The sequence below is a fragment of the Mesorhizobium sp. M1D.F.Ca.ET.231.01.1.1 genome, from assembly GCF_003999155.2.
Taxonomy (GTDB): domain Bacteria; phylum Pseudomonadota; class Alphaproteobacteria; order Rhizobiales; family Rhizobiaceae; genus Mesorhizobium.
This window is the reverse complement of sequence record NZ_RZOZ02000008.1, coordinates 61655-79235: the sequence shown is the minus strand read 5'-3', so window position 1 is coordinate 79235 and position 17581 is coordinate 61655. Positions and strand designations below refer to the sequence as shown.

The following is a 17581-nucleotide window of genomic DNA, read 5'->3' as shown; positions in this document are numbered from 1 at the left end:
GATCAGATGTCACGCCGGCTTTCGCTAATCTCCAACATTGCAGAATGGGCAAGGCGCCGAAGCTGCCAATCTCCCCCCTTGTGGGGGAGATGGCCGGCAGGCCAGAGGGGGGCGCGAAGGATCGCCGACCTCTGCGTTGCTGCCTTTGAAGACGCTCCACTCACGACGGCCCGCTCAGCCGCGGCTGCGGCGGCAGCGCATCTTCGGCCGAAATCGTGCGCGCTTCCGAAGGCAGCATGATCGGGATGCCGTCGCGCACCGGATAGGCGAGCTTCGCCACGCGCGAGATCAGCTCGCTGCGCTCCGCGTCCCAGGTCAGCGGTCCCTTGGTCAGCGGGCAGGCGAGCAGTTCCAGCAGCTTTGGGTCGACCGTGGCTTTGCGCGCGTCACGTCCGTCTGCCGCCATCGCACTTTTCCTTTGTCCAACTGCCATAGGCCCAACGCCACAGACCAAGTGTGTTGAGATTCAGGTCAGGCCGAGCCGAAAATGGTGGCTTTCGAGAACCGCAGCGGAGCGTACTCAAGGTACGTGAGCACCGGCCTACACCGACCGTAGCCTGACTTTAATTGCCACGCCACGCATGAGTGCCTTCGGCCGGCGAAGGCCGCAAGCGCAGGAAGCCGCCATTGCAGGCCGCCTCACCTGAATATCGATACACTTTACTGGATGCTGGAGCCAAAATCCTCGTCCTCGCGCGCCAGCGTTATCTCGGTGATGGCGATCAGCGTCTCGGCGCGCGTCTTCAGGTCCGCCGCTTCGAGCAGCGCCTGCTTCTCGGCCGGCCCATAGGGCGCCATCATCGACAGCGCGTTGACCAGCATGGCGTTCTCGGCGCGGCTGACGCTTTCCCAGTCGGCCTCGAGGTCATTGGCCTGCAGATAGGCGCGGAACGCCTTGAGCAGCGCCGGCCGGTCGACCTCGGCCCCGGCCGGGTCCTCCTCGAGATCGGCGAGGAAGGGCGCGATCCGGCATTGCCTGAACGGCGTCTTGACCGTCAGCTCCTGCGTGACGCGGAAGCGGCAGACGCCTTGCAGCGAGATCAGGTAGCGCCCGTCGCCGGTCTCGGCGAGCGAGATGATGCGCCCGGCGCAGCCGACACTGCAAAGCTCCGGCTCGCCATCGTCGCGCAACGCGCCGTCGAGGCTGGGCTGGATCATGCCGATCAGCCGGGGCCCGGCCATCGCCTGGTCGATCATCTGCAGATAGCGCGGCTCGAAAATATTGAGCGGCATGCGGCCACCCGGCAAGAGCAGCGCTCCGTCGAGCGGAAACACCGGGATCGTCGACGGCAGATCCCTCGCGAGCCGGTAGCGGGCGTTTCCGACCTGCACTTCAACCCTCCAAAAAGCGTCGTCGCCGGCCAGCTTTGAAACCGGCGATCTCCTCCGACGCAGCCCGGCTTGCCCGACCCGTTCGCCGGCCGGGCAAGCCCACTATCTGGCGCAGTTGCCGCCTCGCGCAAGCCCGCCCGGCAATAGAGCCGGCAAAGCGCTCAGGAAAACAACAGCGACGACAGCTTGCGCCGTGCCGCCAGCGTCGCCTCGTCGGTCATCCCCCAGGCCTCGAAGAACTTCAAGAGCTGCGCCCGGGCGCCGTCGTCGTTCCAGGTCCGGTCGGCCTTGATGATGGCCAGCAGGTTGTCGGCGGCCTGCGTCTTCTGGCCGCGCGCATTCTGCACCATCGCCAGGTCGAACCGCGCCTGATGATCGTTCGGATCGGCGGCGAGCCGGCGCTCGAACTCTGCCGGATTGCCGAGCGCGGCCGCTTCCGCCGCCAGCGTCATCTTGGCGCGCAGGGCGCTAAGCGCCGGCGCGTCCTTCTTGTCCTCGGGCGCCTTCGCAAGCACCGCCTCGGCGCCCTGGCTGTCGCCGGCCTCGAACAGGATCTCGCCCAGCCCGGCGATCGCCTCGATGGTCTCGGGCGCCTGCTCGAGGATCGCGTCATAGATGTCGGCAGCCGTCTGGACGTCGCCCGCCTCGCGTGCCTCGGCGGCCGCGGCCAGCGCTTCGGTGATCTGCGGCGCGCCGCCGCCGCCCGTGCCGCCGACCTTCTGGATGAACTGCGTGATCTGGCTCTCGGGAATGGCGCCCATGAAGCCGTCGACCGGCTGGCCGTCCTTGAAGGCGATGACCGCGGGGATCGACTGGATGCCGAGCTGGCCGGCGATCGAGGGATGGTCGTCGATGTTCATCTTGACCAGCTTGACCTTGCCGCCGGCGGCCTTGACCGCCTTTTCGAGCTGCGGCGTCAGCTGCTTGCAGGGACCGCACCAGGGCGCCCAGAAGTCGACCAGCACCGGCTGGCGGCGCGATTCCTGGATGACGTCGGCCGCGAATGTCGCGGTCGTGGTGTCCTTGATCAGGTCGGCCGCCGCCGGCGCCTCGCCGAGCGATGCCTTGGCGCGGTCTGCCCCGCCATACTGGACGGATTGGGCGTACTGGCCGCCATTGCCGCCAAATGAACCGCTGAACGGGTTGTTGTCACTCATGTCGTCGCCCTTTCGGTCGCGCCGCCGCCGGCATGAAGGCGCGGCGCGTCATTGTCGGAGTTCGGTTTCGCCATCCATGTGGCGATCAGGCCCCGACTTTCAAGATAATGAGACTTTCAAGATAACAGCATCGTGGCCGGTTGCCTCGACGAATCTGACGAGATCGGCGGCGGCGATGGTCGTCGTCGCCTCATTGGTCAGCGGATGGCCGTTGATGACCTCGTGGCTCATCAATTCCTGGTCGAGAAACACCTTCACCCGCCCGGCCGTGTCGTTGATCAGGCCGAACACGGTGACGGCGCCCGGAATGACGCCGAGCAGCTCCATCAGCATTTCCGGCTTGCCGAACGAAACGCGGCCGGCGGCGCCGATCAGATGATGGATCTGCTTGAGATCGACCTCCGCCTCCTCGCCGACAGTGACGAGGAAGAAATTGTCCTTCTTGTCCTTGAGGAAGAGGTTCTTGGTGTGGCCGCCTGGGATCTCGCCGCGCAGCGCCTGCGAATCGGCGACCGTGAACAAGGGCGGATGGCGCACCGTCGAGACGGAGATGCCGAGATCGGCAAGAAAGGCGTAAAGCTCGGCTTCGGTCTTCGGCATCGGTCCTCGCATCGTCGGGAAGGATATGCCGTTTACGGCCAACCATCCCCTCGCGGCAAGATCGCCGGAGCAATTCGAGAAAAAGCGCGAAGCGGTTTCCGTCCGCAATTGCGTAAGACGCGCCCGGAATTGCGCAAGACGCCCGGAATTGCGCAAGAAGCTTTGAGTGGCCCAACGGACTCCGCCGGTTCGAAACGAACCGTCCGCGCATGAAGAGCTAGCTCCAAAAAGACCGTCATTTCCCTGTTGCAATCGGCGCGCTCTTCGGCCATATAGGCGCGGCTTGCGGCCCAAGGCCGCGCGAGCGGGTGTAGCTCAGGGGTAGAGCACAACCTTGCCAAGGTTGGGGTCGGGCGTTCGAATCGCCTCACCCGCTCCAGTTCCTCACCGAGGATCAAGCAAACGAAAAGCCGCGGTTTTCCGCGGCTTTTTCGCGTTTGGGGTCGATGCGGCGGCTCAGGCCAAGTCCGCTCAAGCCGGCGCCTTCGGCCAGCCGATATCCTCGTCGACCTCGTGCACCGGGTCGAGCAGCAGAAGGTCCTGCATGTCCCCGAAGGGTTCCAGCACCGGTGCCGGCATCGTCGCGGCGACGGCGGCGATTCTCGGCGGAGCCGGGGCAACGCTGCCTTCGGCCGGCCGCATCAGTCCGGTTTTCACCAGCTCATTGACAAAACCTTCGACGGCTTCATGGAGGTCCGGCCTGGCCTGGACAAGCCCGAGCAGCGACTCCACCGAATGGCCGTCCGCCAGATCGTGCCAGATCAGCGCGGCGCTATCCTTGATGCTGTAATAGATGCCGGTGTCGAGATTGATGGCGACGATCTCGCCGTCGAAATCGTCGGCCGAGCATTGCGGCAATGCCTGTTCGAGGAAGCGCGTCGACACCGATTGTCCTTTCATTGCCGGGCAGCGGGAGCGTCCGACCTTAAACGCTATTCGAACAGCGAACTATCCCGCAGCGGCAGAAAGTCCCGTTCCGGCGGTATTTCCGCAAGCTCGATCCCGGTTTCGTCCACAAGGTAATCATAGCCCTCGGGCTGGTAGCGGCTGTCCGGATCCAGCGTCACGTAGCGCAAATGGCGGGCGCGCCGATCGTCGGGCAGAACCATGCGCAGATGATAGAGACTGTGCGGCAGGTGCGCGCCGACATCGGCCAGCCTCGTCACGATTTCCAGCGGCATCCAGTAGCGATGCAGCGGCCGCGGATCGAACTTGATGTGGCGGGGGTCGTTCCTGAACAGCCGATAGCGGGCCTTGCGGCCCCATATGCCGTCCTTGCGGTAGTGATGGCGGTCGCTCCACAGTTCGCGCAGCTGCAGCGTGTAGGCTTCGATGCCCTTGCGCTCCGCATCGTCCAGGATTTGCGCGATGTCGGCCGCAAACCGCCGCTCCAGCCGCTCGTCGGCGTCGACGCAGAGGAACCACGCGGCGCCATGCCGCCTGCCTGCCTTGATCAGCGCCATGTGGTTGGCGCGCTCGTTCCAGCCCTGGCCGGGCGGATTGCCGATGACCTCGAGCGTCTTCGGGTGCGCCGAAAGCATCCTGGCCGTCGCATCCTCGGAACCATCGTCGAGCGCGATGATGCCGTCCACCGCGGGCGCGACGTTTTCGAGCCAGCCCGGCAGGAACCGTTCTTCGTTGCGGGCCTGAAGAAGGGCGATCAACCGCGTCATGTGGTCTTGGCGGCGCGGCGCCGATCGATCAGCGCCTTGAGCACGGGCGCGTAGCTCTTCTGCCGCAGCGCTTTGGTCGACTGGTTGCCGAGGTGGACCCGGCGCCGCGAGACGACGGCGTCGAGCATGACGATCTCGGCGCCTGCGTCCCTGGCGCGGCCGTACCAATCCATGAACTCGCCGACGGCGAAGGTCTCATTGAGCTCCCCGATGCCGCGGAACGTATCGAGGCGGGTCAGCATCGTTCCGGCGGAGAACGCCGGCATCGGGTCGGGCGGGCAGACAAGTCCGCGCGCTTCCTCCGGCGCGAGTTCCGGCGAAAGGAAATGCAGCATGTGGCCGAACACGAGCCGGCTTGCGGCGCCTTCGAGCGCCGCCCGCTGCAGCGCGAGCTTGTCGTCGCACCAGATATCGTCGGCGCTGAGGAAGGCGATGAGGTCGCCCCGCGCGACGCGGACGCCGTGATTGAGCGCCGCGGCGACGCCGGCATTGGCCTGCCGGACATAGGTCACCCCGGAAAAGCGCTTCGCTATCTCGGCGGTGCGGTCGGTCGACCCGTCGTCGACGACGACGATCTCGGCGGCGGGAAAGCTTTGGCGCCGCACGCTCCCGATCGCTTCGGCCAGGTATTTCTCGGCATTGAAGGCCGGAATGACGACGCTGATCCGTTCGCCCCGATCCGAAGCTGTCTTCCTTTGCATCCCGGTCTTTTGCATCCAAGTCCCCATCGCCGCCCGATCAGCCATAAAAGCCCGGGCCCGGCGGGACAAGCCTTTGATGTCGGGCTTTTGATGCCGGGCTTGCGCCTACCAGCGCGTATATCGGGACGGGCAGAGCTCCAGAAGCGCGCCGCCGACGCGCGTGTCGCGCAAGGCCTGGAAAAGCGCACGCGGATCGAAGCTTTGCAGCGGCAATGTCATGTACGGCTTGACGATCCTGGCCCTCAACGCCTCGTAGTCCGCCTGGCTCGCATCCGGCAGCACCGCCCGCAGCGATCGGCTGATGGCGTCGGCCGGGGCGTCTTGCGCCGCCGCAGTGAAGAGCTGCGTCGCCCTGCAGCGGATGTTCAGCGCGAATATGACCTGCATGACCCAGGACAGTTGCGACATCGTGATCGGGTCGGCACGCCGGAACGGATGCAGATCCTTGAGCAGATATTGGCCCTCGGCGGCCCGGACCAGGCCGCAATATCCGATCAATTCATGCTCGATCGCCAATCGCAGCATCTCGCCGGCGAGGCGCGCCGCGCTTTCAAGATACGCCTGCACCGAGCCTGCCTCCGCGACCGAAATGCTCGACCAGCCGCGATGCCAATCGAAGAGCGAGAACCAGGCCGTGTGGTCTTTCGTTGCAACCCGGCCGTAGCCGAGGCAAGGCACGACGGCGACGCCCCGATCGGCGAGCAGGCGGCTGACATTGTATTCGGTGACGGCCTGCTGGAAAGAGGCCCCGCCGAGATAGGCGTTGTCGTGACCGGACGCGACGTCGCTCGCGGCGCGGCCTTCGAAGTCGAAGGCCAAGGCCGCCGGACCCGTGCGGCTGTAGGTGCCGAAGCGGATCGGCCCGGCATTATAGCCTGCCCCCTTGATCTTCAGCGCGTATCCCGGTCTTTCCGGATGCGGCAAATGGATGGAACGGTTGCCATCGGCGGCGGCGCCCTTGAACTGGGACAGGAACCAGGCTTTGACTCGCCTTTCGACCGCCGGGCTTGCATGTCGCACCTCGACATCGACAATCTCGTTCATAGGGCTCACCCGCGTTTTTCCAGCGTAGGTTTTCCAGCGTAGGTATCAGATAGCAGATCGAGCGGGACAGAATGGGTCGATGACAATGATTTGCAACGCCGCGCGCAGCGTGGGTCGCGACAACCTCGTCGATTGGTGCCGCGAGATCATCGCCGCCGCCGAAGCGCTCCCACGAGAAGCCGCAGCCCTGGAACAGGTCTCGCCGGCGGCGATGCCCATGGAGCTGCGTTTCGACGATGGCGGCCTGAGCGCAGGCTACAGGAGTCGCTTCCACAGCAGCGCGCCTGCCGGCCGCGCCGCTACGCGTGTCCATGTGCTGACCGGCAGCAGCAATGGGTTCGAAACGCTCGCCGAGTGGGATGACCCCTCATTTCAGCCGAAGGAATTCCACGCCAGGCTGAAGGCGGCCGGCCTGCGGGCGGCCTATCCGTTCCAGAAGCGCCTGTGGCGGCTGTTCGACGAGCGTTCCCGTGTCGGCCTGCAATGGTGCGCGGCGCCTTCCGAATTGCCGCCATGGGACGGCTCCGCGCCCTTGCGCCAGCATCTGCACTGGATGCTGGAAGACACCGGCATGCGGCTGGCGCATGCCGCGACCCTCGGTCTCGACAAGCGCGGCGTCATCTTGTTTGGCCGTGGCGGGGCGGGAAAATCCGGAACCACCCTGGCGGGCCTCGCGGCCGGGCTTTCCACCGTCGGCGACGACTACATAGCGCTTGGCCTCTCCCCACGCCCGCTGGCCAGGCCGCTCTATCGCATGGTCAAGCAGGACAGGGCCGGGCTGTCCCGGATCCAGGGGCTTGCCGGTCACGCCGCCAATCTCGACGTCAACTGGCGCGGCAAGGCCGAGTTCGATCCGAGCGCCTATTTCAACGGCGCATTCGCCGCAGAGATGTCGATCGAGGCGGTCATCCTGCCCCGCATCGCGCATGCCGAAAAACCGTCGCTGGTTGACGTGCGCCCGCAGGCAGCGATGCTGGCGCTGATGACCTCGAACCTGCATCAGTTTGCCGGTGAAGAGGACGATGGAATGCGCTTCTTCTCGCGCTTCCTGGCCGGAATGCCCTGCTTCCAGCTGGACCTGTCCGCCGACGCCAGGAGGAATGGCGACTTGCTGTGCCACTTCGTGGAGCGGCTTCCCGGCTGATTTAGGCGCCGGACGGACCCGACTTCAGAAAAGCCTGAAACTGAAGCCGCAGCCGTTCGGACAAGGCATTGCGGGCGAAGGCATCGAGGGCCGCCAGTTCGAACGCCGCCGCGTCGCCGCGCGCATGCGCGGCCTCGGCAAGATATTCGTGAATGCCCGCCGCCGCGGGCAGGTCGAAGGTGGCGGCGTCCCCAAGCATCCAGGCTCGCTCATAGAGGCCGCGCTCGACGAGCCACCGGGCCAGCGACAGCAATCCGTCCTCCCGGAAACCTGACAGGCGGCCGGCGGCGTCGAGCTCGCGCATCGATTTCTCCTGCGCATCGGTGTCCGGCCGCGAACGAAGCAGCTCGGCATGGGTGAGCAGGAAGGCGGTGCTTTCCGGGTCCCAGCGCGTCGCCCGGCCGGCGTGGCGAAGCGCGTCATCCGGGCCGGCGCGCAGGCTTTTTCCGTGTTCGCGACCGGCGCTGCGGCCATCCAGCAGTCCGGCGAGGATGCCGGCCCCATACGCCAGGGATGCCGGCAGAAGGCGCCGCATGACGGCCCTCTGGCGAGGCGTCTCGAGCCGCAGGATCTCGCGCGCAATCCGTCGTGCCGCGTCGTTCCGCTGCCGGACCGCGTTTAACAATGCCGTCGGCAGCCGCCAGGCCGATTGGCCAGCGCCGGGAAACTGGTGGCGCGCCGCGCGCCGGCCCCGGGAAAACATTTCGGATGCGAAACGAACGAGGCTTGCCGGGCCGGCATGCTCGGTCAGCACGCGCGGGTCCCAGATCGGGAACACCTTGCGGCCAATGCGCCTGGCGAAGTCGGTGTCTTCGCTTATCCTCAGCGCCGGGTTGAAATAGCCGAACTCCCGAAAAACCTGCCTGTCGTAGGATGCTCCGTAGCGCAGCGCCTGAACCGGCGGCACCTGCGGAGAGCGCGCCCCGAACAGGCTGATGTGGGCTGCCATGGCCAGGCTGCCGCCAGCGTCCGGCGGAGCGATCGCCGAGGCGACGGCTCTCGCCCCGCGCCGGTGCGCGTTGAGCCGCGCGCTGATCCAGCCCGGCCGCGCCCGGCAGTCCGCTGCCAGGAACGACACATAGGGCGCCGCGCTTGCGTCGATGCCGACATTGCGTGCGGCACCCGCATAGAGCGGGGCGAGGATGTTGATGATGCGCAGACGGGAGGCGCAGTCGGCCAGCAGCGCCTCGGGACATCCGCCGCCGCTGTTGACCACCACGATCTCGGCGCCGTCGCCTTGCTCGAGGATCGACCTCACCGCATCGGCAAGGCCTGGCTGGCACCTGAAGCCGATGACGACGACCGCCATCTCGGCGCGCCCTACCGAGCCGCCCTCGTGCCATTGGGCCTCGCCGCCGAACCATCGTCGCCAGAGACCGGGAGAAATCGCGTCCGGCACATTTTCGGCCGCGGCGGGGACGAGCAAGGCCTGCAGCGCCGCGATCCGCGGATTGGACGGCGCCCGGCTTTTCAACTGATCGAAGAGCCCGGTCGCCTCCGCGCGCCGGCCGGCCCGTGCCAGGACCTGGCAGAGCCTGAACCGCGGAAAAAGCAGATGCGGGGCATATTGCGCGAACCGCCGGTAAAGACGCTCCGCATCGGCCCAGACACCGGATATCTCCAGCATGCGGCCCGCCGACGCCAGATGCATGGGGTCGGCGTGATCCAGCATCGCGACCTGGTTGGCCTGCGCGAACGCCTCCCGCCATTTGCCGAGACGTGCATTCGTCAGCATGGAGCCGACCAGCGCCGCATCGCCTGCTGAAGAATGTCGCTCGATATCCGCCAAGGAAGACAACCCACCCGCCGCCGGGTCCCCGCCGTGCGCCGCTGGATTGCAATACCATCACATGCCACAATGCCCAATGTGCGGATTTGCGAAGGCCGGCGGAAATTGCCCATCCAATATGTGGTTGTTTCATTCGATGGGTGCGTCGACCTCGACAGCTGGAGCGCCTGGGCGGCATTCGCGGCCAAACACCCCTCGCTTCGCCTGACATTCTTCGTCAGCGGAACCTCATTCCTGTCGGACGAAAGGCGCCGCCTCTATTGCGGTCCCGGTTCCGAGCCGGGCAAGGCCCGCATCCGGTTCGGCGGCACGCAATCGCAGCTGGCCGCCAGGGCCGGCTACATGGACGCCTTGTTCCGGTCGGGGCATGAGATCGCCTCCCATGCCGTCGGCCATCTCGACGGCGCGGCATGGACATCCGGGCAGTGGCTTGACGAATTCAGCCTCTACGACCGGCTTGTCGACAACTTCCCGGCCAACAACGGCCTGGGCCCGGAGCATGGGCTGGCCTTCGGATCGCGCGACATCAAGGGCTTTCGCGCTCCGTTCCTCAGCACCGGCCCGGGATTGGCGGCGGCGCTCGCGGCGCGCGGCTTTCGCTACGATGCGAGCTCGGCCGGACGGGCCGGTGACTGGCCCACGAAAAACCGCGACAACGTCTGGAAGTTCAGGCTGGCCAGCATCCCGCTCAGGGATTGCCGGCTGAAGCCGCTGTCGATGGACTACAATCTGTTCGTTGCGCAGTCGCTCGGCAATCCCGATGTGCTCAACGATCCGCGGCGCCTGGAGGATGACGTCGTCGAGGCCTATCTCAACTATTTCAAGAAGAACTATGTCGGCAACCGCGCCCCGATCCATATCGGCCATCACTTCACCGACTATGTCGGCAAGGCCTACGAACGCGCCCTCATGCGGTTCATCGGGAGCGTGATCCATCGCCCGGATGTGCGGTTCTGCACCTACTCCGAACTTGCCGACGCCCTGGATGAAATGCCGGGGCCCGGTCGCCCCGCCACGCCGGCCGTGGTTGCCGAAGAGCCGTGACGAGAGAATTCAGAAGCTGGCCCAAGGGCAGCCTGGACCTGCTTGTCCAGGCAGCCCTTTCCCCAGAGCCCCAGGCCATGGCCGCCTGGCGGGCATGGAAGAATGCCGCGCGCTTCGAGGACATTTCCTGGCAGGAGATTCGCCTGCTCGGGCCGGTCTATGCGCGGTTGCCGGAACTCGACCCGGAGACGCCGTTGCGGCCGCGCATCGACGGCATCCTGAAGAATCGCTGGGTGCTGGCCCAGCTGAAGCTGAGGGAAACCTACGACGCATTCGCGGCGCTTCTCGACAGCGGCATCCCGGTGCTCGTCTTCAAGGGCGGAGCCTATCAGGCGGAGGGCCTGGCCATGGCCAACCGTCGTGTCATCGGCGACGTCGACATCCTCATCCGTCACCGGGACGCCGTTGGCGCGCTCGAGCGCCTGGAGGCATCCGGCTGGACCGCCGCGAACGGCGAATCCTTCGAATATCTTCGACGGCTGGCCACGGTCAGGCTGAACGGCAATTTCAGGAAGGGCCACCACGGCAATGTCGATCTGCATGTCAGCCCGTTCCACTACAGCCGCAATGACGCCTCGCTCGACGAGGCATTGTGGATGCGGGCCGGGACGGCAAGCCTCGGTCCCTGCCGGGTGCGTGTTCCCGACCCGACCGATTCGGTGCTGATTGTGCTGGCGCATGCCACGGAAAGCTCGAACGGCGACTGGACGATGGATGTCGCGACACGGATGGCCGGGCAGCACATCGACTGGGACCGTCTGGTCGAGACGGCCGGCAGGCGCGGCATCGTGCCGGCATGCCTTGCCGGCCTCGCCTATCTGTCCTGGCGCATCGGGCTGCCGGTGCCCGGGCACGTGCTCGCCGCCTTCTCCGCCGCGCGGGTGCCCGTCTCGCAGCGGCTGAAATACTGGTCGAACGTAAGGGACCGCGGCGAGCGTGGCCTGGCGGAGAAGATCGCAAACCGGCTGGCGGATGCGATGCTGAGCCGCGACGGGTTTTCCGTCGTGGTCAAGGATCACAGCGCCATCACCGTCGCCCGTCCGACGCTGTCGCCGCGGGCTTTCATCCGACAGGCCCGGCCAAGCCTGGTTCCGGCCTCGGTGGAACATCTCGACTATCGTCATCATCTTGCCGGTCTGCGGCATCGCTCGCATCTCGTCCTGAAGCTCGGGCTCGACCGCCCCGGCCGGTCGCGCCGGCTCTTTTTCGACGTCTGCGTCGACGGCGTCGCGATCGCGCGGCTGCGTGCCCGGTCCGGCGGCGGACATTCGAAGGCGGAGGTGACGAAGCTGTTCCGCATCCCGCTGCCGGAGCGTGTGAACGACACGGCCCTGCTGTCGATCTCGGCGCGGCCGACGCATTTCCTGCGGCCGGGCGCCACCCAGGCCGAGATCGACCGCTTCGGCCGCTATCCTTTCCGGGTCGCCGGCGTCTGGGCTGTTTGATGCGTTCGCCTTTGAGGCGTTCGAATATAGCCTCACCCGCCCCGGCAAACGAAACGCGTTTGAACGCACGAAGAGCCCGGACGGCAAGAGCCAGATCAAAGGGCCGGGATCACGAGCGGGTTACCAGCCCGGCCATGGCTGGAACGCGTTCTCGAAACCGTCCACACTCGGCGGCGATGATCCAAGATCGTCGCTGATTTCTACAAGACCAAACCGTTGCGGAGAGCACGCTGAAAGTCCATACGGCGTGACGCACTTCACACGCGTTATCCCAATTGCGTGGTATTTTGTGGCGGTCGGAATTTCCCGATAGCTCAGGACCAGCGCCTCATTCTTAGGGCGCAGGATCGAGGTGTACCCCTCCTGCCGGTCGAGATTTCGTCGGTTTCGGGAATTGCCAATTTCCATCGCGACAAACACTTTCGCGTCTACTAGATGATGACTCTTAGTAGTCGTACTACGCCTTGCTTGCCACACCAGCAAATTGGAGAGTTCAATGGGTTTGACTCAAGTCGTCGTGCCGATGATCAAGAGCTATGACTTTGGCATTGGCGTGGATTATTCAACGGGTAGTCCCATGAACAGAGCTGTTCAGGGGGAGATAACAGGCGTTAAGAATGCCGGGGGCTCGACTGCGAGCTGGTCCATTACTCGCATCACCACAACTGAAGAGCTAGAGAGCGCTTTGGGCATCAGTGCCGAGGCAAGTTATGGGGTTCCCGCCTTTCAGGGCGCAAGCGCCCGCTTCGATTTCGCCAAGCGATCAAAAGTTCAAAGCAGCTCCCTATTTTTGATGCTCAGCGCATTTGTCAAGTTGGAATATCTGTCGATAGACGAACCAGAGCTTACAGATGCCGCGAAACAATTGATCTCCGAACCCAAAGCTTTTAACGGCCGCTATGGCAACATGTTCGTGCGTGGTGTCGATCGCGGCGGCTTATTTTTCGCCGTAATGCGTATTGACGCTCTGTCTAAACAAGACGCAATGTCGATTGCCGCCAGCCTTGGTGGTTCCTATTCCGCCTTTTCCGCTGAAGGCAAAATGAAGCTCGACGAATTGCATCAGAAGTATGCAAGCGAGCTCCATGTCGAAACGTATCATGAAGGCGGCCCGGTCGATTTGGATATTAGCTCACCAAATTCCACTTCGGATCTTTATGATATGCTGCGCAAGTGGTTGACATCGTTTCGCGATGACCCAACCGCAAATTCGGTGCCCTACTCTGCCACATTGGCACCAATGACGATTGCAAAAGCGCCGCCAGCACCTAACGAAGCGGATATTCAGCATGCGTCAGATGTACTTGCTATCTGTGCTAAAACACGAAGCCGTATCCTCGATAGCTGGAATCTGGTCAATTTCATCACTGAAAATGCCTACCGGTGCGAGTTTACTGATGGGTTATCTGCTGCTGACTTCATCAAGGCATCGAACGGCTACGAGTCTGATCTGGACGTGGTAGCGGGCTGCGCTTCGCAGGCGATGCGCCAAGTTACCAAGGCGGTCATGCCAGCTGACTTCGCTAAGCAACAGGGCAAGTCATTTCCACTCGGATCGATACCGTCCCCTATACCAACAATGAAATCCGGAATGGCCATGCCACTGGCGGCTCCGAACTTCGTGGGCATGACAGTAGCTGCGGCGACCGAACTTGCCGAACGTTTTGGCGTGACACTGGGGTATAGTGACAAGATAATGTCACTGTCAGCGATAACGCTAATGGATGGATACACGCTTCAGTTTCCAGACAGCAAGATCAAGGTGACATCGCAATCGCCGCAAGCTGGCGACAAACTTCCGTCCGACAACACCGTCGCGGTTGATGGCGAGGGGATCAATTGATGTGGTGAAGGGTTATGGCCCGGCAACCCAAGCGGGGTCGGCTCTGGCTCGGGGAAGGAGCTTTGTATCCGCCTGCGCGGATGCGTGCTCTGGCAAATTGGAGCGTTCTCCACGGATCAAGCAAACGAAAAGCCGCGGAGAACCGCGGCTTTTCGCGTTTTGAGCTCGGATATTCCCCCACCTTACCCCAGCCGTGCCCTGGTCGTCCGCGGCGTCGCCAACAGCAGGCTCGTCTCGCTGCCGGTGATGCCCGGGATCAGCCTTATCCGCCGCAGCACGGCGTCGAAATCGGTCAGCGAAGCGGTGCCGAGCTCGACCACAAGGTCCCAGCGGCCATTGGTGGTGTGGATGGTCGAAACCTCGGGAAAACCGCCTAGCGCCCGGATGACGCGGTCCGCCGCATGACCCTCGATCTCGATCATCATCACGCCGCGTATGCGCTGGTCGACCGCGTCGGCGCGCAGCACCACCGTATAGCCGATGATCTCGCCTGATTTCTGCAGCCGCTCCATGCGCGCCCTGACCGTGGCGCGCGAGACGCCGAGATCGAGCGCGAGGTCGGAGACGCTGCGCCGCGCATCGTGCCTCAGCAGCGTCACCAGCCTTTCGTCGAGCGCATCCATGCTTGTCCATTTCGATCAGGATATCTGCGCAATATGATAGATCAAGCTTTTCGAAATGCCAATTTTCCCTATTCAAACCGCCAGGCCGCAGTGGTTCACTCTCTCGATCAAATCGCCAGATCTATTCGCAAAAGGGCTAAAAAGAATCATGCGCTGCAGGATCGTCGGCGCGCCGGTGCAGGACGGCGCGGGCAGGATGGGATGCGAGATGGGGCCGAGCGCGCTGCGCACCGCCGGGCTCGTCTCGGTGCTGTCGGAGCTCGGCCATGAGGTCGAGGACTGGGGCGCGGTCGAGAAGGCTCAGGCGCGCGCCGTCGTCCACGGCAATCTTGCGCTCAAGGCGCTGCCGGAGATTTCCGCCTGGACGACGGCGATCGCCGAGACCGCCTGTGCGGCTTCGAAGGATGCCATGCCGATCTTCCTCGGCGGCGACCACTCGATCTCCGCCGGCACGGTGTCCGGCGTGGCGCGCCGCGCGGCCGAACGCGGCCGGCCGCTCTTCGTGCTGTGGCTCGACGCGCATCCGGATTTCCATACGCTCGACACCACCACCAGCGGCAATCTGCACGGCGTGCCGCTCGCCTATGCCAGCGGACAGGCAGGTTTCCAGGGCTATTTTCCGGATCTGCCGGCCGCCGTCGACCCGGCCCGCATCTGCACGATGGGCCTGCGCAGCGTCGATCCGGCCGAGCGCCGCGCGCTGAAAGAGGCAGGCGTGACCGTGCACGACATGCGCGCCATCGACGAGCACGGCATCGCCCCGCTGCTGCGCGCTTTCCTGGCCAAGGTCGAAGCGGCAAACGGGCTCCTGCATGTCAGCCTCGACGTCGATTTCCTCGACCCGTCGATCGCGCCGGCGGTCGGCACCACCGTGCCCGGCGGCGCCACCTTCCGCGAGGCGCATCTGGTGATGGAGATGCTGTCCGACAGCGGCCTGGTCTCCAGCCTCGACCTTGTGGAATTGAATCCCTTCCTCGACGAGCGCGGCCGCACCGCGACGCTGATGGTCGACCTCACCGCCAGCCTGATGGGCCGCCGCATCATGGACCGCCCGACCCGCAGCCATTCCGGAAGCCTCTGATCATGACCCAGCCTTCGCGCCTTGCCATCGTCCCCTTCGTCAGCGTCGACCGCATGATGAAGCTGGTGCTCGCCATCGGCGTCGAACGCTTCCTCACCGAGCTCGCCGCCTATATCGAGGAGGATTTCCGCCGCTGGGAGCTATTCGACAAGACGCCGCGCATCGCCTCGCACAGCCATGACGGCGTCATCGAGCTGATGCCGACCAGCGACGGCAAGATGTATGGCTTCAAATATGTCAACGGCCATCCGAAGAACATGCGCGAGGGCCGCCAGACGGTCACCGCCTTCGGCGTGCTCGCCGATGTCGGTTCCGGCTATCCGATGCTCTTGACTGAAATGACGATCCTGACGGCGCTGCGCACCGCCGCCACCTCCGCCGTCGCCGCCAAATACCTGGCGCCCAAGGGCAGCCGAGCCATGGCGATCATCGGCAACGGCGCCCAGTCCGAGTTCCAGGCCATCGCCTTCAAGGCGCTGCTCGGCATCGACCGGCTGCGGCTCTACGACATCGACCGTTCGGCCTCGGAAAAATGCGCCCGCAACCTGGCCGGCAAGGGTTTCGACATCGCCATCTGCCAGACCGGCCAGGACGCGGTGGAAGGCGTCGACATCATCACCACCGTGACCGCCGACAAGCAGTACGCCACCATCCTCACCGACAATATGGTTGGCTCGTGCGTGCACATCAACGCGGTCGGCGGCGACTGCCCCGGCAAGACCGAGCTGCACCGCGACATCCTGTTGCGCTCCGACATCTTCGTCGAGTTTCCGCCGCAGACGCGCATCGAGGGCGAGATCCAGCAGCTCGACGCCGACCATCCGGTGACCGAGCTGTGGCAAGTGATGACCGGCCAGGCCAAAGGCCGCAAGACGCCGGAGCAGATCACGCTGTTCGATTCCGTCGGCTTCGCCACGGAAGATTTTTCCGCGCTGCGTTATGTCCGCGATCAGCTCCAGGCCACCGGCCTCTACGAGGAGCTCGACCTGCTCGCCGATCCCGACGAGCCGCGCGACCTGTTCGGCATGCTGCTGAGAGCCGCCATGCAGCCGGCGGCTTGACCGAAATCGACGGCGCGCTACCGGCGCGCCGCCGCGCAGCTCTCCCTCTCCACCAGGACTGGCGTCAGCACCTCGCGGCGCGAGGGCGCTTCCGGCTCGACGACGCGCTCGAGCAGCAGGCTCACCGCCCGCGTGCCGATCTTCTCGACCGGCTGGGCGATCGTCGTCAGCGGCGGCCAGGTGGTGACGGCGTAGGGAATGTCGTCGAAGCCGATCAGCGACATGTCGTCTGGCACCCGCAAGCCGCGCGAGCGCAGCGCGGTGATGGCGCCCATGGCCATCAGGTCGTTGCAGGCGAACACCGCGGTGATCTCCGGCGCCTGTTCCAGCAGCCGCTCCATCGCCAGCCGGCCGCCGGCGAAATGATAGTCGGAATCGACCACCGACGAGGGGGGCAGTGCGAGGCCTGCTTCCTCGAGCGCGCGGGTAAAGCCGCGCAGGCGGGCAGGGCTAGAGCTCGAATCGCGCGGGCCGCCGATGACGCCGATCCTTTTGTGGCCGAGCCCGACCAGATGGCGCCCGGCGAGATAGCCGCCGTGATCATGGTCGACCAGCACGGAATCGACATTGACCGAATGGATCTCGCGGTCGAGCAGCACCGCCGGCACGGCGGCGGAAAGGCTCGCAAACACCCGCGCATGGTCGGACGAGCCGGCAAAGATCAGCCCGTCGATCTGCTTGGCCATCAGCACCGACAGATAGCGCTCCTCCTTCTCGGCGCTGCCGTCGGAATTGCACAGGATCACGGTATAGCCGGCGACGAAGCCGGCATCCTCGATCTGGCGAGCCACGCTGGCGAAGAACGGATTGGAATTGTCGGGGAGCAGCAGGCCGATGGTCTTGGTCTCGCCGCGCCTGAGGCTGCGCGCCAGCGAATTCGGGCTATAGCGCAAGGCGGTGATCGCCGCGCGCACGCGCTCGGCCGTCTCCGGCTCGACATGGCGCGTGCGGTTCATCACATGCGAGACGGTTGCGACGGACACCCCCGCGTAGCGTGCGACATCGGCAATCGTTGTCATGGTCCCTTGGTCCCGGTGACTCCCT

General features: G+C 64.9%; 17 protein-coding genes and 1 tRNA gene. 7 read left to right on the top strand and 11 right to left on the bottom strand.

Annotated elements, in window-relative coordinates; genetic code table 11:
• Window positions 1-160: 160 nt before the first annotated feature.
• From EN874_RS21020 to EN874_RS21005, 4 genes are all read right to left on the bottom strand, one after another.
• Window positions 161-406, bottom strand: coding sequence for a Trm112 family protein (locus EN874_RS21020; protein ID WP_127427087.1), 246 nt, complete (start codon window positions 404-406; stop codon window positions 161-163).
• Window positions 407-660: 254 nt separating this feature from the next.
• Entirely contained in the window at window positions 661-1332 is a 672-nt protein-coding gene (locus EN874_RS21015; protein ID WP_127427086.1) for an LON peptidase substrate-binding domain-containing protein, read from the bottom strand.
• Between the two features lie 161 nt (window positions 1333-1493).
• Window positions 1494-2489 carry a thioredoxin gene (gene trxA / locus EN874_RS21010; protein ID WP_127427085.1) on the bottom strand — a complete coding sequence of 332 codons (996 nt, stop codon included), beginning with the start codon at window positions 2487-2489 and terminating at the stop codon, window positions 1494-1496.
• Window positions 2490-2588: 99 nt separating this feature from the next.
• Window positions 2589-3089, bottom strand: a complete 501-nt coding sequence (locus EN874_RS21005; protein ID WP_126086790.1) for a prolyl-tRNA synthetase associated domain-containing protein — start codon at window positions 3087-3089, stop codon at window positions 2589-2591.
• Between the two features lie 304 nt (window positions 3090-3393).
• Between EN874_RS21005 and EN874_RS21000 the strand changes: the two genes are divergently transcribed.
• Window positions 3394-3468: transfer RNA gene (locus EN874_RS21000), tRNA-Gly, on the top strand.
• Window positions 3469-3560: 92 nt separating this feature from the next.
• On the opposite strand, the gene EN874_RS20995 is transcribed toward EN874_RS21000, so the two are convergent.
• The 4 genes from EN874_RS20995 to EN874_RS20980 all read right to left on the bottom strand — a co-directional run bounded on the left by EN874_RS20995 (window position 3561) and on the right by EN874_RS20980 (window position 6507).
• Window positions 3561-3974: a PqqD family protein gene (locus tag EN874_RS20995; protein WP_168247540.1), complete on the bottom strand. Its 414-nt coding sequence runs from the start codon at window positions 3972-3974 to the stop codon at window positions 3561-3563.
• 47 nt (window positions 3975-4021) lie between these two features.
• The gene (locus EN874_RS20990; RefSeq protein ID WP_127427083.1) at window positions 4022-4762 is read right to left on the bottom strand and encodes a glycosyltransferase family 2 protein; all 741 of its coding nucleotides are present in this window, start codon (window positions 4760-4762) and stop codon (window positions 4022-4024) included.
• On the bottom strand, window positions 4759-5463 hold the full coding sequence (locus EN874_RS20985) for a glycosyltransferase family A protein (protein ID WP_168247539.1): 705 nt from the start codon (window positions 5461-5463) through the stop codon (window positions 4759-4761). Before EN874_RS20985 ends, EN874_RS20990 begins: the two co-directional genes overlap by 4 nt.
• A gap of 105 nt (window positions 5464-5568) precedes the next feature.
• Complete coding sequence (locus EN874_RS20980) at window positions 5569-6507, bottom strand: hypothetical protein (RefSeq protein WP_127427081.1); 939 nt, start codon at window positions 6505-6507, stop codon at window positions 5569-5571.
• Window positions 6508-6586: 79 nt separating this feature from the next.
• Between EN874_RS20980 and EN874_RS20975 the strand changes: the two genes are divergently transcribed.
• Entirely contained in the window at window positions 6587-7651 is a 1065-nt protein-coding gene (locus EN874_RS20975; protein WP_127427080.1) for a hypothetical protein, read from the top strand.
• Window position 7652: 1 nt separating this feature from the next.
• Here the strand turns inward: EN874_RS20975 and EN874_RS20970 are convergent, their stop codons facing one another.
• Window positions 7653-9386: a glycosyltransferase gene (locus tag EN874_RS20970; protein ID WP_127427079.1), complete on the bottom strand. Its 1734-nt coding sequence runs from the start codon at window positions 9384-9386 to the stop codon at window positions 7653-7655.
• Between the two features lie 159 nt (window positions 9387-9545).
• Here EN874_RS20970 and EN874_RS20965 point away from each other — a divergent pair, with 159 nt between their 5' ends.
• From EN874_RS20965 to EN874_RS20955, 3 genes are all read left to right on the top strand, one after another.
• A complete protein-coding gene (locus EN874_RS20965; RefSeq protein ID WP_127427078.1) occupies window positions 9546-10484 on the top strand; it encodes a hypothetical protein in 939 nt (312 codons plus the stop codon).
• Between the two features lie 77 nt (window positions 10485-10561).
• Entirely contained in the window at window positions 10562-11929 is a 1368-nt protein-coding gene (locus EN874_RS20960) for a nucleotidyltransferase family protein (protein WP_127427077.1), read from the top strand.
• Window positions 11930-12425: 496 nt separating this feature from the next.
• Window positions 12426-13772 carry a PASTA domain-containing protein gene (locus EN874_RS20955; protein ID WP_127427076.1) on the top strand — a complete coding sequence of 449 codons (1347 nt, stop codon included), beginning with the start codon at window positions 12426-12428 and terminating at the stop codon, window positions 13770-13772.
• Window positions 13773-13954: 182 nt separating this feature from the next.
• Here the strand turns inward: EN874_RS20955 and EN874_RS20950 are convergent, their stop codons facing one another.
• Window positions 13955-14395 carry an Lrp/AsnC family transcriptional regulator gene (locus EN874_RS20950; protein ID WP_127427075.1) on the bottom strand — a complete coding sequence of 147 codons (441 nt, stop codon included), beginning with the start codon at window positions 14393-14395 and terminating at the stop codon, window positions 13955-13957.
• A 148-nt stretch (window positions 14396-14543) separates the two neighbouring features.
• Between EN874_RS20950 and rocF the strand changes: the two genes are divergently transcribed.
• Window positions 14544-15476 (top strand): arginase, encoded by a 933-nt coding sequence (rocF, locus tag EN874_RS20945; RefSeq protein ID WP_127427074.1) that lies wholly within the window; start codon window positions 14544-14546, stop codon window positions 15474-15476.
• 2 nt (window positions 15477-15478) lie between these two features.
• Entirely contained in the window at window positions 15479-16537 is a 1059-nt protein-coding gene (locus tag EN874_RS20940; RefSeq protein WP_127427073.1) for an ornithine cyclodeaminase, read from the top strand.
• A 17-nt stretch (window positions 16538-16554) separates the two neighbouring features.
• Here EN874_RS20940 and EN874_RS20935 read toward each other — a convergent pair whose 3' ends face one another.
• Window positions 16555-17556 (bottom strand): substrate-binding domain-containing protein, encoded by a 1002-nt coding sequence (locus EN874_RS20935; RefSeq protein WP_127427072.1) that lies wholly within the window; start codon window positions 17554-17556, stop codon window positions 16555-16557.
• Window positions 17557-17581 lie beyond the last annotated feature (25 nt).

Excerpts from the sequence above, each read along its gene's own strand:
- EN874_RS20990 (WP_127427083.1), bottom strand. The coding sequence starts at position 4,762 with ATGACGCGGTTGATCGCCCTTCTTCAGGCCCGCAACGAAGAACGGTTC.
- EN874_RS20985 (WP_168247539.1), bottom strand. The coding sequence starts at position 5,463 with ATGCAAAGGAAGACAGCTTCGGATCGGGGCGAACGGATCAGCGTCGTC.
- EN874_RS21020 (WP_127427087.1), bottom strand. The coding sequence starts at position 406 with ATGGCGGCAGACGGACGTGACGCGCGCAAAGCCACGGTCGACCCAAAG.
- EN874_RS20975 (WP_127427080.1), top strand. The coding sequence starts at position 6,587 with ATGACAATGATTTGCAACGCCGCGCGCAGCGTGGGTCGCGACAACCTC.
- EN874_RS21005 (WP_126086790.1), bottom strand. The coding sequence starts at position 3,089 with ATGCCGAAGACCGAAGCCGAGCTTTACGCCTTTCTTGCCGATCTCGGC.
- EN874_RS20955 (WP_127427076.1), top strand. The coding sequence starts at position 12,426 with ATGGGTTTGACTCAAGTCGTCGTGCCGATGATCAAGAGCTATGACTTT.
- EN874_RS20970 (WP_127427079.1), bottom strand. The coding sequence starts at position 9,386 with ATGCTGACGAATGCACGTCTCGGCAAATGGCGGGAGGCGTTCGCGCAG.
- EN874_RS20980 (WP_127427081.1), bottom strand. The coding sequence starts at position 6,507 with ATGAACGAGATTGTCGATGTCGAGGTGCGACATGCAAGCCCGGCGGTC.
- trxA (WP_127427085.1), bottom strand. The coding sequence starts at position 2,489 with ATGAGTGACAACAACCCGTTCAGCGGTTCATTTGGCGGCAATGGCGGC.
- EN874_RS20940 (WP_127427073.1), top strand. The coding sequence starts at position 15,479 with ATGACCCAGCCTTCGCGCCTTGCCATCGTCCCCTTCGTCAGCGTCGAC.
- rocF (WP_127427074.1), top strand. The coding sequence starts at position 14,544 with ATGCGCTGCAGGATCGTCGGCGCGCCGGTGCAGGACGGCGCGGGCAGG.
- EN874_RS20935 (WP_127427072.1), bottom strand. The coding sequence starts at position 17,556 with ATGACAACGATTGCCGATGTCGCACGCTACGCGGGGGTGTCCGTCGCA.
- EN874_RS20960 (WP_127427077.1), top strand. The coding sequence starts at position 10,562 with ATGGCCGCCTGGCGGGCATGGAAGAATGCCGCGCGCTTCGAGGACATT.
- EN874_RS20950 (WP_127427075.1), bottom strand. The coding sequence starts at position 14,395 with ATGGATGCGCTCGACGAAAGGCTGGTGACGCTGCTGAGGCACGATGCG.